This window comes from Pseudomonas bijieensis (genome assembly GCF_013347965.1).
Lineage (GTDB): Bacteria > Pseudomonadota > Gammaproteobacteria > Pseudomonadales > Pseudomonadaceae > Aquipseudomonas > Aquipseudomonas bijieensis.
In genome coordinates, this window is the sequence record NZ_CP048810.1 from 3,990,785 (window position 1) to 4,004,507 (window position 13,723).

11 protein-coding genes are annotated in these 13,723 nt (G+C 62.9%); 3 read left to right on the plus strand and 8 right to left on the minus strand.

What is annotated here, in order from left to right; all coding sequences use genetic code 11:
• Window positions 1-107 precede the first annotated feature (107 nt).
• A complete protein-coding gene (locus tag GN234_RS17385; RefSeq protein ID WP_176688820.1) occupies window positions 108-1,781 on the minus strand; it encodes a vWA domain-containing protein in 1,674 nt (557 codons plus the stop codon).
• 207 nt (window positions 1,782-1,988) lie between these two features.
• On the opposite strand from GN234_RS17385, the gene GN234_RS17390 reads away from it, so the two are divergent.
• The gene (locus tag GN234_RS17390) at window positions 1,989-2,600 is read left to right on the plus strand and encodes a hypothetical protein (RefSeq protein ID WP_176688821.1); all 612 of its coding nucleotides are present in this window, start codon (window positions 1,989-1,991) and stop codon (window positions 2,598-2,600) included.
• A 10-nt stretch (window positions 2,601-2,610) separates the two neighbouring features.
• Window positions 2,611-3,198, plus strand: a complete 588-nt coding sequence (locus tag GN234_RS17395) for a hypothetical protein (protein ID WP_109756574.1) — start codon at window positions 2,611-2,613, stop codon at window positions 3,196-3,198.
• 99 nt (window positions 3,199-3,297) lie between these two features.
• Here GN234_RS17395 and GN234_RS17400 read toward each other — a convergent pair whose 3' ends face one another.
• From GN234_RS17400 to GN234_RS17410, 3 genes are all read right to left on the minus strand, one after another.
• The gene (locus GN234_RS17400) at window positions 3,298-4,611 is read right to left on the minus strand and encodes an MFS transporter (RefSeq protein WP_116833888.1); all 1,314 of its coding nucleotides are present in this window, start codon (window positions 4,609-4,611) and stop codon (window positions 3,298-3,300) included.
• A 38-nt stretch (window positions 4,612-4,649) separates the two neighbouring features.
• Complete coding sequence (locus GN234_RS17405; RefSeq protein WP_162893884.1) at window positions 4,650-4,823, minus strand: hypothetical protein; 174 nt, start codon at window positions 4,821-4,823, stop codon at window positions 4,650-4,652.
• Window positions 4,824-4,981: 158 nt separating this feature from the next.
• Window positions 4,982-5,542 (minus strand): YbhB/YbcL family Raf kinase inhibitor-like protein, encoded by a 561-nt coding sequence (locus GN234_RS17410; protein ID WP_116833887.1) that lies wholly within the window; start codon window positions 5,540-5,542, stop codon window positions 4,982-4,984.
• Window positions 5,543-5,681: 139 nt separating this feature from the next.
• On the opposite strand from GN234_RS17410, the gene GN234_RS17415 reads away from it, so the two are divergent.
• A complete protein-coding gene (locus GN234_RS17415) occupies window positions 5,682-7,214 on the plus strand; it encodes an FAD-dependent oxidoreductase (protein WP_176688822.1) in 1,533 nt (510 codons plus the stop codon).
• Window positions 7,215-7,281: 67 nt separating this feature from the next.
• Here GN234_RS17415 and pgaD read toward each other — a convergent pair whose 3' ends face one another.
• From pgaD to pgaA, 4 genes are read right to left on the minus strand one after another with little or no spacing between them, the layout of a single operon-like run.
• Window positions 7,282-7,788 (minus strand): poly-beta-1,6-N-acetyl-D-glucosamine biosynthesis protein PgaD, encoded by a 507-nt coding sequence (gene pgaD / locus GN234_RS17420; protein WP_163855857.1) that lies wholly within the window; start codon window positions 7,786-7,788, stop codon window positions 7,282-7,284.
• Window positions 7,785-9,140, minus strand: a complete 1,356-nt coding sequence (gene pgaC / locus GN234_RS17425; protein ID WP_046065579.1) for a poly-beta-1,6-N-acetyl-D-glucosamine synthase — start codon at window positions 9,138-9,140, stop codon at window positions 7,785-7,787. Before pgaC ends, pgaD begins: the two co-directional genes overlap by 4 nt.
• A 1-nt stretch (window position 9,141) precedes the next feature.
• On the minus strand, window positions 9,142-11,139 hold the full coding sequence (pgaB, locus tag GN234_RS17430; protein ID WP_176688823.1) for a poly-beta-1,6-N-acetyl-D-glucosamine N-deacetylase PgaB: 1,998 nt from the start codon (window positions 11,137-11,139) through the stop codon (window positions 9,142-9,144).
• Between the two features lie 12 nt (window positions 11,140-11,151).
• Window positions 11,152-13,632 (minus strand): poly-beta-1,6 N-acetyl-D-glucosamine export porin PgaA, encoded by a 2,481-nt coding sequence (pgaA, locus tag GN234_RS17435; RefSeq protein WP_176688824.1) that lies wholly within the window; start codon window positions 13,630-13,632, stop codon window positions 11,152-11,154.
• Window positions 13,633-13,723 lie beyond the last annotated feature (91 nt).

Here is a 13,723-nt window from a genome sequence, read left to right on the forward strand (position 1 = left end):
GGAGCGAGCCTGCTCGCGATGGCGTCAGGTCAGTCAACAATGATGGTGACTGGCCCACCGCAATCGCGAGCAGGCTTGCTCCCACATTTGATCCGTTGTGCTCGAGATCAGCGCTTGACCGCAGGCTCGAGACTCTGGGCCAGTTCCACCAACTGCACAAACTCGGCACGCAGCCCAAACGGATCATCGCCGCGGGCCGAGCGCGCTAATTGCGCGGTGTCCTTCAAGGTCATCGTCCCAGTGTAGCGTCCATCGCCCTTGAGCTGCTGGGCAAACGCAGCCACAGCGGCCGAGAAGCGCAAGTCATCGCTGGTCTTGGCATCGTTTGGCGCGCTGTCGATAGGATGCTCGATCAACCGGCTACTGCCACCCTCGGCGGGCTTGTAGCGTACGCGCAACATCGCCAGCTCTGCTGACTTGCCGTCCAGCTTGGGCGTGTTGGCATAACGCAACGGCTCCAACCAGCCCTGCTCGCCTTTCGGGACAATTTCATACAACGCCGTCACCGTATGTCCGGCGCCGATCTCACCCGCATCGACCTTGTCGTTGTTGAAGTCCTCACGCTTGAGTGCGCGGTTCTCATACCCCAACAGGCGATACTCACTGACCTGGGCGGGGTTGAACTCCACCTGCAACTTCACATCCCGCGCCACCACCGCCAGGGTTGAGCTGAGCTGGTCCACCAACACCTTGCGCGCTTCGAGCAGGTTATCGATGTAGGCGTAGTTGCCGTCACCGGCGTCGGCCAGTTGCTCCATCAGGTGTTCATTGTAGTTATCCACACCGAAGCCCAGCGTCGTCAGGGAGACGCCGCTTTTACGCTGGTCCACCGCCATTTGCTTGAGGCTGTCGAAATCACTGATACCGACGTTGAAATCACCATCGGTGGCCAGCAGGATGCGATTGATGCCCTTGTCGATAAAGCTCTCCCGAGCCATTTGATAAGCCAGTTCGATACCCGATGCGCCTGCGGTGGAACCACCGGCGTCGAGTTGATCGATGGCGTTGCGGATTGTCACCTTGTCGCGCCCCGAGGTGGGCTTGAGCACCACCCGGGACTCACCGGCATAGACCACCAGGGACACCCGGTCCTGGTCGCGTAATTGATCCACCAGCAATTTCAATGTGCTCTTGACCAACGGCAGGCCTTCGCGACGGTCCATGGAACCGGAAACGTCCACCAGGAAGACCAGGTTGGCCGGCGCCAGATCCGCCACGGCGCGGTCGCTGGCCTTGATGCCGATGCGTAGCAAGCGGGTGTGGGGGTTCCACGGCGATGGGGCCACTTCGGTGGTCACGCCAAAGGGCGAACCGTCGGTGGGCAGGGCGTAGTTGTAAGGGAAGTAGTTGACCATTTCCTCCAGTCGCACGGCCCCTTCGGGCGGAAGACTGCCTTGATTGAGCAAACGGCGCACATTGGCGTAACTGCCGGTATCGACATCCACGCTGAAGGTCGAGACCGGCGTTTCGGCCACGCTGTGGATCGGGTTGTCCGGCAGTTTTTCGTACTGTTCACGCGATTCGGCGCGGTAACCGGCGGCGACGGCATCGTTCGCCACGCTGGGAGCGGGCATCGCAGCCGGCTTCATGAGCATGCGCTTGGCCGTCGGCTGGCGCGCTTCGGCGAGCTCGCCTTGCGGTACCACGCTGGGCGCCACAGGCACCGACTCGGACGGCCTGGCAGCCTCTCGGGAAGACAACCCACAACCGGCCAACGCCACCAGCAAAGTCACGGCGAAGCCCTGGGCAGCAGGACGCATAAAGGGGAGTGGACGGGACATGGACTGAACCTCGTGAATGAATGATCCGTACACGAGCTCAGACGCAAGGCACTTACGGTTCGGGTTAACCGGTCGAAAATATTTTCCGGCGGCTGACAAGCCTCGCCATTTTCCTCTCCAGCCCCTTGATACCTTTGTGGTTTTCCCTCAAGTTACCGCCCCCCAAGTCGAGACATTAAAGTGCCATCAATCCTATAAGGACATTCCGTGTTCAAAACACTCCTCAAGGCCTCCGCCCTCATCGCCACCCTGTCGATGACCGGCTGCGTGTCTTATACCGTCACCGGCCCAGTGGGCGCTCCGCAGCACCCGGCTCCCGTCAGCAGCCCACGTATCGCACAAATCGCCGATGTCGCCGTGACTGCCCCCGATGTCAACGATGCCACGCGCACGGCCATCAGCCGCTCGCTCACGGCCCAGCTCAACCAGTACGTGCAAACTGGCGGCTACTTCAAGCAAGTCACCGAATACCCGACGCGCCTGGGCGAGAACGACGTGCTGCTCAAATTCAACATGACTTCCCTCAAAGGCCATCGCGCCCCGCACCCGGGCTACTTCCCCGGCGCGTTGCTGACGCTGACGGTCTGGATCTGGGTTAACGGTCCTATCTACGTCGACAGTTTCGACGTTGCCGGCAACCTGGTGATCGTCGACCGCGACGGCAAGGAACTGGCTGCGGCCAAGGAAGAGGTCAAGCTCGAGCGCAACGTTGGCCTGTATGGCCGCGAATACTGGGCGCCAACCATGGGCGCCCAGCAAATGAACCAGTTGGTCGCACAACTGCTGGACACCGCTACCGCGCGCCTGGCCAAACAATAAGGAGCAACACATGATGGGTTTCATCAAACACAGCCTGGTGCTGGCCGCCGTCCTACTGACCGGTTGCGTGTCCTACTCGCAACACGAATTGCCTGACGTGAAAACCTGGCCACCAGCCGCCGCCACGCCAGCCGCCAAACCCAGCGCTTTCCTGCGCACCACAGCGCAGAACCAGGTCAACAGTGGCCCGGCCGTGGCTGCTTCGGGTGCCCAGGCCAGCGCTTGGGAAACCTCCGTGGCCGAGACGTTCCGCGATTCCGGGCGCTTCGCGCGGGTCAGCACCGACAAGGTCGAGTCGGACATCTACGCCGAAGCCACCTTGAGCAACAACGAACAGTTCAGCATGGCCTCGGCCATCATCACCGGCGCGACCTTCTTCGTGATTCCCTCCACGGCCGAAAACACCTTCACCCTCGAAACGGTGTTCAAGGACAAGGACGGCAAGGAACTGGGGCGCGTGCAGAAGAGTGAGTCGGTGCGGACCTGGATGCATCTGGTGCTGATTTTTGGCATTCCGTTCCAGCAGGACACTCGCGACGTGGTGCAGGCGCTGACACGTAGCACGTTGGAAGAGGCAGTGCAGCGGCGGTTGCTGTAACTACGACGAGGGCAGAGGTCGCTAACATGACGTTCCTGGCGAACCACTAAGGAGTACTTAGTGGTTACGTTTTGAACAAGCGACTCTTGAGCAGGATCTTTACGACTCGCAAGCCAAAGATACCGGCTCAACCTTCCCATGCCGCCCCGGGAAATACGCCGCCGCAGCCACACCCACCGCGCCCATCACAACGCAATACCCTACGCACACCCATGGGCTCCACGGCACCAGGGCGATCAGCATCAACGGCGTCATGCTCGCCCACAACGCATAGGCGATGTTGTAGGTGAGCGAGATGCCGGACACGCGGATCTTCGGCGGGAACAGGCTGACCATCACCGAAGGCACCGCGCCGACCACGCCGCAACCCAGGCCGGCCACGGCGTAGGCCAGGCCCAGCCAGGTGCTGCCGCTGATCAGGCTGGCGTAGAGCACGGCGATGCCCATGGGCAACAGCAGGCTGTAGAGCATGACAGTGCGCCAGGCGCCGATGCGGTCGACGATGAGGCCGGCCAGGACGCAGCCGATGTTCAGGAACACGATGCCCAGGCTGCTCAGGGCGAAGGTGTGGCTGGGGGTCATGCCGAAGCTTTTCTGCATCACGGTGGGGGTGATGACCACGAACACCACCACGGCCGAGGTCAGCACACAGGTCAGGATCGCGGCCGGCAGCAAGGCCTGGCGGTGATCGCGCAGGACTGTGCGCAACGGCAGTTCCGCAGCGCCTTCGCGATTGGCTTGCAGGGCCATGAAGATCGGCGTTTCGCTCAGCCAGCGACGCAACCAGACGCCGATCACGCCGAAGACCCCGCCGAGCAGGAACGGCAGGCGCCAGGCGTAATCGAGGATCTCCGCCGGCGTATAGATCCGCGCCAGCGCTGTGGCGGTCAGGGCGCCCAGCAAGTAGCCGAAGGTCAGGCCGGCCTGGAGGAAGCCCAGGGCATAGCCGCGATGATGCAGCGGTGCATGTTCGGCCACGAACACCCAGGCGCTTGGCACCTCGCCGCCCACCGCCGCGCCCTGCAGGATACGCAGCGCCAGCAATAGCAACGGGGCGAAATAACCGATTTGCGCGTAGGTCGGCATCACTCCGATGAGCAGGCACGGCAAGGCCATCATCAGGATGCTCAGGCTGAATACCCGCTTGCGGCCCAGGCGATCGGCGAAATGCGCCATGAGAATGCCGCCCAAGGGCCGGGCCAGGTAGCCGGTGGCGAAAATCCCGAAGCTTTGCAGCAAGCGCAGCCAATCGGGCATTTCCGGCGGGAAGAACAATTGGCTAAGGGTCAGGGCGAAGAAGACGAAGATGATGAAATCGTAGATCTCCAGCGCGCCACCCAGGGCGGCCAGGCCCAGGGTCTTGTAATCGGATCGGCTGAATCGGTCACCGGGTAAAACAGTGGTGGCAGTCATAGGCAGGTTTGAACAATAAGTTTGAGAGAGGCGACGGCTCAGTCGTCGCGATCATTGTCCACTGGTTGCACCGGTGGCTGGCCTGGCTCGGCGTCTTCGGCCTCGTCGGCAGGCAGGAAATCCTTGCGGCTCTGGGCAATGGCCCGGCGTATTTCATCGCCCTTGGTAGGGCAGTTCAGGAGGCGGGCGATGCCGTCGGGTTTCTGCGTCATCGCCATCCTCCGGCATGAGTGAACAGGGGCTCGATAGTGCTCGCTTTTGGCCCATGATGCCAATTTTATGGTGGGGGGCCGCTTCGCAGCCCAGCGGGAACAAGCCCCCTCTGAACCCTATCCCCTGGTTTAAACAGGGGGGTTTGTGTTGTCCTGGGTCAGCGGTGGTAACGGCGCACGACACTGCTGTTGCGCAGTACGTGGCCTTTGATTTTTTCCATCAGTTGGGCACGGGTGAGATCGGCAGGCAGGGCTTCCGGTGGCAGGTCCAGGGCGAAAAGCTGGATCAGGTAGTGGTGAGCGCTGTCGCCGATAGGCGGGCAAGGGCCTATGTAGCCGTGAGTGTTCTTGCTGTTGATGCCGCTCATGCCTTCCAACGAGGATTTGGTGCCGGCGCCCGCCGGAATCTGCCGTGTGCTGGCCTTGATGCCGTAGTGGATCCAGTGGTCAACCCCTTGGCCCCTTTGACCGTCCGGGTCCAACATGACGATGGCGTAGCTGAGGGTGCCGGGAGGACCGGCGTTCCAGCTCAGGGCCGGGGAAATGTTCTTGCCACCACAGGTGTTGGCATCACTGGCTGCAGCTGCCGTGAAGAGGCGGTCGTCCGACACGCCGGGGATGCTGAGGGTAAAACGCTCCTCAGCCTGGGCAGCCCCTTGTGCGCACAGCACCAGGGCGACGGCCGCCAGCCAGGGGGTGAGAGAGTTCAATCGGGTCATACCGGGGCACCTTGTGCGTGTCAGGCCATGGACGGCTTGCGAACTATAGCCGCAGCTTCGCCAAGGTTGCAGTGACAATTATGCTGAAACTCGTCCCGGCCTTGCGACTCCAAAGGGAAACGCCTGCCGGAGAACGACCATGTCTCTGCATCAAGTCGCCCATTTCGCCGATGTTCGCGAAGACCGCGGCCTCGAAGTCAAAATCAATGACACGCCCATCCTGCTGCTGCGCTCAGGCGATCAGGTGCGCGCCTTCCAGGGCAAATGCCCGCATGCCGGCGCACCACTGGCCAAGGGTGCAGTGTGCCACGGAAGGCTGATTTGCCCGTGGCACAAAGCGGCGTTCCGAACTGAAGATGGCGCCCTGTGTGAACCGCCGGCCCTCGATAGCCTGGCGCGCTATCACGTCGAGATCCGGGACGGTGACGTCTGGGTCGACGATCAACCGCTGCCGACCGACAAGGTTCCGCCAGCCGATGACTCCCGCACGTTCGTCATCATCGGCGCCGGTGCGGCCGGCACCGCTTGCGCGGCGGCGTTGCGCGAGAAGGGTTTTGGCGGACGAATCCAGTTGATCGACCGTGAAGCCGAGGCCGGCTATGACCGTACGGTGTTGAGCAAGTATGTGTTGGCGGGCGACATGACAGTCGATGAGACTTCGTCGCTGCGCGATGAAACATATTTCACCCAGCAACGCATCGAAAGGCTTCATGGCGAGGTCACCCATCTGGACCCCGATGCCCGGCAAATCCAGCTCGCCGATGGCCGGCACCTGGGCTACGACGCCGCACTCATTGCCACAGGCGGGGTGCCGAAGACGCCGGCGCTGTCCGGCATCGATTTGCCGCAAGTCTTCGTGCTGCGTTCGATCGCCCACGCCCGGCAGATTCTCGACACTGTCCGGCCAGGACAACGGGCGGTGATCATTGGCGACAGTTTCATCGCCATGGAAGTGGCCTCATCCCTGCGCAAGCGCGAGCTGAACGTCACCGTCGCTGCCCGGCATCCGGTGCCGTTCGCCGCGCAATTGGGCGAGAGCGTCGGCCAAGCCATCCTGGCCCGGCATCGGGCCAACGGCGTGGTGTACAGATGCGACAGCGAAGCGGCGCGGATCGAGGGGGCGGGCAAGGTCGAAGCCGTGGTGCTGGACAACGGCCAGCGCCTTGCCGCGGACCTGGTGATCATCGGCGTCGGCGTACGCCCGGCCACCGAGCCGTTTGCCCAATTGCCAAGGGAACAGGACCAGTCACTGTCCGTTGACGCGGGCATGCGCGTGGCTGATGGCTTATGGGCCGCTGGTGATATCGCGACCTTCCCCCTGAACGGCCAGCCCCAGCGCATCGAGCACTGGCGCCTGGCCCAGCAACAGGCCCGCATCGCCGCCGCGAACATGCTCGGCGGTGACGAACGCTATCTGGACGTGCCATTTTTCTGGACCTATCACTTCGGCAAACGCTACGACTATCTCGGCCACGCCGAACATTGGGACGAGGTGGAATTCAAGGGCACGCCCGAGCATCCGCCGTTTATTGCCCTGCTGGGCAAGAATGGCCTGGTTGCCGCCGCAGTGGCCTGCGATGAAGGCCGGGCCATGGCGGCGTTGGCACAGCGAATGAAACAACCGTTGCCAGTGGATGAGGCATGGCGGCTGATCAGGGATTTTTCCACGTAGATCTGGACGTCACCCCAAATCTCCTGTGGGAGCGAGCCTGCTCGCGATGGCGTGCGCTCAGCTTGCATCAATGCACGGACTGATCGGCCGGCAGGTGAATCACACGGGGCCGCTCCAGTGGCGCCAGGGGCGGTGGTTGCAAGTCGGGGCTGAGCAGGTGGAAATGCGGCACTACGTGGCTGATGTCGCCGTCCTGGTTGTTGTGAATAATCTTCGAGCCGGGCTGGCGCAAGGTATCCAGGCGCTCGCCGCTCAACTTGAAACTGGCGCTCAAGCCCTGGTCATCCACCACCGGAGCCGGCAGCCGACGCTGGGCAAAGCTGCGGCTTTTGCGCTGCTGATAACGCGCCCAGGTAATCAACAGCACCGCGTTGACCAACGCGATCCAACCATAGATCTGCAAGGTTCCCAGGGTGTCGAACAACGCCCCGCCCAGACGCGGGCCAGCCTGGCTGTCGAACAATGGCCATAGTCCAGTGACCAGCAAGTACAACAACCCCACCCACGCCAGCACGGTAAAAAACGCATCGATGACCACCAGAAAAGGCCGTTGCCGGGTCCTGATAATTTTCATCGGATCACTTCCTCTTCCTGATCATCGAACGGTTTGATACCGCGATCCGGACTGATCCAGCGCGCACGCTTCTGATGCTGCCCGAACAGCACTTTTGGAAAGCTCACCAGGGTGGTGAAAAGGCTGATCAGCCAGAACACCAACGGGTACCAGACCACCCAGAACATGATGTGCCACAGGCCTTTTTCGTAGCGCCGATCGATGAGGATGCTCACCGCGAACTGCAGCAGGCACACCACCGCCAGCAACAGCCCGGTGAAGGCCGGCGGCATCAGGTGATCCACGGCGATGGCCGCTGGCATCTCGACGAATTTGCCGGCGCCCCAGAAAATCACCGACAGCAGGAACGTGAACGCCCAACCGGTGGACAGGCAGTACTCGAACAACAGCGGCCACAGGTAGCGGTGACGGTATTGCCAGATGCCACGGATGTTCTTGAACAACACCTCGGCGCCACCCTGGGCCCAGCGCAGACGTTGGCGCCACAGGCCACGCAGGGTTTCGGGCATGAGGATCCAGCACAGCGCGCGGGGTTCGTAGAAGATGCTCCAGTGATCCAGTTGCAGCTTCCAGCTGATATCGATGTCTTCGGTGATCATGTCCGGGCTCCAGTAGCCAACCCGATGCAGGGCCGTGCGACGGAACGCGACGATCACGCCGGACACGGTGAAGATCCGCCCGAAAACCCGCTGGGTGCGCTTGATCAGGCCAATGATCGAGGAGAACTCGCCGACCTGGACCCGGCCCACCAGGGTCGAACGGGTGCGGATGCGCGGGTTGCCGGTCACTGCGCCGAGGCGGGCGTTGTCCAGCATCGGCGCCACCAGGTAAGCACAGGTATTCGGCGCCAGCAGCGCGTCACCATCGATGCACACCAGGTATTCACTGCGCGCCGCGATGGCACCCATGCGCAGGGCCACGGCCTTGCCCTGGTTTTCCGCCAGGTGCAGCACGCGCAGGCGCGGGTCTTCAGCCGCCAATTGGTCGAGCATCTGGGCGGTGTTGTCTTTGGAGCCATCGTTGATGGCGATGACTTCGATGTTCGGATAATGCTGACCCAGCGCCGCGTGAATGGTATCGGCGACGTTATCGCCTTCGTTGAAGCACGGGATCAGGATGCTGATCAACGGCTCGCCCGCCAGGGGCGGTGGCAGAGTGTCGTCCTTCCACGGCCAGTGGCGCTCCCAGTGCAGCCAGAAATACAGGCCGCCGGCGATCCACAGCCCAGACATGAACAGCGGGTAAAAGAACACGAAGTCCATCAGGAATTGCCCGGTGACCAGGAAAATCAGGCCCAGGGGCACCCCAAGGACGATCGCCAGCACCAGCAGGGCGAGCAGTCTGTCGAGCATGTCAAGGATTCCACTTGTTGGAGAGCGCCGGCCGTACGGCTTTCACGGCAGGCTGGTCTTCGATGAAGTTGTCCGGGTAGTAGCCGAAACTGGTCACGCCTTGGCGCTTGAGGCGCCCCATCCAGTCGGCCAGTTGTTCGCCGTCGATGTCGCTGACCGGTTTGCTGTGCCAGTCGCGCGCCTGCAGTTCGAACACCGTGCGCTTGAGCGCGCCGGGGCGAGCCTTGACGGTATCCACCAGGCGCTCGAGCCAAGGGCCGGATTGAGCGCGGGTCTGCTTTTCCATCAGCGGCATGGCCATCGGAGCCGTCCAGTCATAGGCGCCGAGGAAGTCGTCGAGGTTCTGGGCGAACCAGGCTTCGCTTTCCGGGTTGAGCATCGGTTCGGCAAAGATGTTGCGCGCCGTCAGCACCTGTGGGCCGCGAATTGCCCGCACCTTGGCGGTGAGCTCGTGGGTGAAGTCGATCAGGTAGCGGCTCTTGAAGCGGGTCCAGCGTTGCATCGCCACAGGATCGTCGCGCAGAGCGGCAATGGACGTCGACAGACCGTTGGCGGCATAGACTTTCAGGGCCGCGGGGCTGGCATCCTCGAAGTCGGAGAACACCGCGTCATCATGGTACAAGACGCCATCCAACGAGCTCATCCGCGCCAGGTCCTCATAGATCTCGCCGATGACCTTGCGCACCTTCGGGTCGAATGGCGACAGGCGCACGTACTGGTCCGGGGCGACGCCGGTCTTGCCGGTTTGCGGATCCCAGCGCTGGACCCGGGGCAGCTTCGCGTCCAGGGCGAAACTGAGCACCGGCATCCAGGCATAGACCTTGGCATTGGCCCGGGTACGCAACTGCCACGCAACCCGGTCGAACAGGTCAGCGCGTACCGGCAAGTGACGGTTGGGGAAGTACAACGAGTGTACGAGACCATCGCCTTTCGGGTCGGCGAAGGCTTGCAGGAATACCGTATTGGCGCCCAGGTCGGAAATGCGCTGGACCAACTTGCCGACATTGGCTTCCTGCTGCACCGGGTCCGGGTCGTAGACGTAATCCAGGTCGACATGCACCACGCGCATCGGGTCAATCGTCTGCACCGACACGATGCTTTCGGCGAAATGAGCACCATCCGGATCGGACGCCACCAAAAAGCGTGGGCCGCTCATCAGGTTATCCAGGCTGTCGAGCCCATCCTCCAGGGTCAGGGCCATCTGATAGCCCTCGCTGCCAATCACCTGCAACGCCGTGCCGTCGGCTTCCCCGTAAGGCCAGACCCAGACGCGCGGACTGTAGCCGGTGACCTTGCGAATCTTCTCGGAAATGGCCGTCACGTCCTTGCGCAGACGCACCTGGAAATCGGCCTCGGTCTCATAGCGACCGGTAACCGGATCGTAGCGCCGGGTGGTCGCGGCGGGTTGCTGGTTGCCTTGCGGATTGGCGAGGATGCCTTTGTGGTTGGCGTCGGTGTGGGCGGCGATTTCCACCAGGCCCGATTTCGACACCTCGCGAATCTGCTCCCAGGTCAGGAACTCGGAACGCTTGCGCGGCACCCCGGCGAAATCCACCGTCTGGTTCAGCGGCGTATCCACCCAACTGCCGACCGGGGCGAGGATCGCCGGCCAGTTATAGGCGCGCAGGATAGGCATGACACGGGTGTAGAAGCTTGAGTAGCCGTCATCGAAACTCAGCAGCACCGCACGGGGTGGCAGTTCCGGGCCGCCATTGCGGGCCGTGATGATCTGGTCCACCGTGACCGGCTGGTAGTTGTTCTCCCGCAGCCACGCCAGTTGTTCGATCAAGCGTTCGGTACGCACGGCCACCAGCGCCTGGTCGGGGTCTCGGTCGTTGACATCGTGATAGGCGATGCCTAGCACATGGTTCTTCGGCCACGGGGCATCATTGGCCGCCACCGGGCGCTGCGCGGGAGGCGTGAACGCCGGGGCTTGCTGGGCACAAGCACTGATCAGCAAGACCCCCAGCAGAAGGATGAATCGCGAAATGACAGGCATCTTCAAACTCTTCTAGAAGCGATAGGTGAGGTCGACAAGCAGGCGCACATCGCTTTCGCGATCGCCGTCGTAGGGGCGGTTGAGCCAGCTCAGTGCGGCACCTGCCTCTAGCACGTCGTTCCAGATGAAACGCTGGCCGTAGCTGAGCAATCCCATGGCCGCGGTGTTGTAGTCGCGCTGGCTGTAGGTACCGGCACCGACCTGGAACTGCTGGCTCCAAGTGGTCTCGTAGCGGCGATACAACACGTGGTTGGCGCTCACGGTCGGCATGACGCTGAAATCCGCTTTCGGATTGAAATAAGGCACTTCGTTGGAACCACTGTTGCGGCTGGCGCCCACTTCCAGACCCAACTCCACTTGCAGGCGCGGAGCGCTGTAGATGCCCTCGTGGCCGGTCAGCAGGGTTTCGAGGCGGTTATTGCCATCGCTGAAATGGGACGGGCTGACAGCCAGTCGCCACTCGCGGCTTTCATTGGCGCGCCAACGGACGAAACCACTGCCGCCATTGGCGCGGACGCCGCTGTTGAGCGCCCGCAGCGGGGTATTGGCCGAGAGATAGTCCAGGCTGCCGCCGTACTGCCAGTGGTCGTCGATATCCCGCGCCACGGCCACGCGCGCGCCCTGCTTGTCGCCGGAACCATAGGAATGGTTGGAGACTTCCGCCTCCAGCGTCATGTCGCGGGTGCGACGCTCCACACCCAGACGCTGCCAACGATGGTGGCCGGTGCCTTCCTCGAAATCACCGGTGGCATAGCCAGCACCGCCGAACAGCCGCCAATCCTCATCGATGGGCGGGCTGTAGAGCAGGGTTTCGATACCAAAATCCCGGCTGCCAGTGACTGCACCGGCGTCACCGTTGCCACCGCCATAGCTCTTGCCGGTGTAGGCTTCGATGCGCAGCTCGGCCATGTCGTGTACCTCGCGCTGGCGTTGCAGGCGTTTGACATGGGCGTTTTCCGGGTAGCGGGCGACCACGTCGTCGGTCAGTGCATCCATCTGCCGCCATTCCTGCAGATCCATGGCGGCGCGGGCCTGGGCGATTTCCAGGTCACGGTTGCGCGGAATCGTCGCCTCGACTTCCTTGAGCAGGTTTTCCGAACGGCGTGGCCAGTCACGGGCCTGGTACAGATCGGCCTGGGCCAGACGCATGCCGGTGTTGCCGGGGCCTTGGTTGACCAGGGTTTCCAGGCGCGCCTCGGCAGAAGGCAGGTCGGCGCCGTACGTGCCGGCCTGGGCGGCGAGTTGCTGGGCGTCCATCCATTCATCGTTGGGATTGCCGATCGGCAGGCCCTTGAGTTCGATGCGCGGGCGCTGGGCCTTCGCCATCTCTTCGGCGAGTGCACGGGCCTCTTCGGATTTTTCACTTTCCAGCAACGCGTAGTAGAGCGCGGTGCTGTCTTCAAAACGCTCCGCAGGATCGGCATCCGGCGCGCTCAGGACCCGGCGGTACAGATCGACGGCGATCTCCGGTTCACGCTGCTCCAGATAGGAAGAGGCCACCCAGCGCAGGGCATAGGTAGGAATGCTTACGCCCTCGGCGATCAACTTCTGGTACTCGGCAATCACTTCAGCCCGGCGGGCGCGGGCATTGAGGGCGCCCATGCGGTCGATGCGCCAACGGAGTACGTCGTCATGGGCCTCTGCCACCGGGGTCCAGGTGGCGAGCAACTTGTCGTAGTCGGCCAGGGCGCGGTCGGCAATGACGAAGCGCTCCTGTTCGCTGCGGCTGGCCATGTCCGCCAGGCGCACCCGCTCGGCCGCCACGTCACCCTCCAGGCGCCGCTGCACGCCACGCTCGATCAACCCCGGCTGCAAGCGCGCCAGGCGCAGCGCCGGCTCAGGCAGCCGCGCGCGTTGCAGGGCATAAATATATTCGCGCGCAACCTCCGGGCTGCTGCCGGCGCGGCTGAAGGCCTGGTCGTATTCGAACAGCGCTTCGTGGGGGTCGTTGGCGCGGGTCAGGGCATAACCCAGTGCCAGTCGACGCATTGGATCTGCCGGTTTGGCGGCGACCATGGCCTTGGCGCGAGTGACGGCTTCGTCGGGCTGGCCTGCGTCGGCCTGGGTCAAGGCCAGGCCGAGTTGCAGGTCGGGGTTCTGGGGATCGATCACCAAAGCCTGGCGGTACAGCTCGGCCGCCGAATCCCAACGCTTGAGGTTACGGTAGGCGCGAGCCGTAGCGGTCAACGCCTGGACGGGCAGCGCTCGATTGCGGCCCTGGGCCTCATAGACCGCCACCACCTCAGCGTCGAGGCCGGCCCAACTGGCAATCTGCAGGTGATCACTGATCTGCGCGGTGCTGGCCTGGGCAGCCGGCACCTGGCGCAACGCGGTCAGCGCGGGCGTGTAATGGCCGGCACGGGCGTCGAGCACCATCTGGTCATAGGCCGTATCGGCAAACGCCAGCATCGGCCAGCACAATTGACTGCACAGTGCGACGCGAAACAACGGGCGCAAACCACGTTGCACAAAAGGACCCACAGTACGCGGCATTCGTCAGCATCCTTACATGGCCAGCCGGGTCGCAGTGCCCCCTTGCCCATCAAACAGGAAGCCGGATCAAAGGAATCCAGCCAAGCTCTAA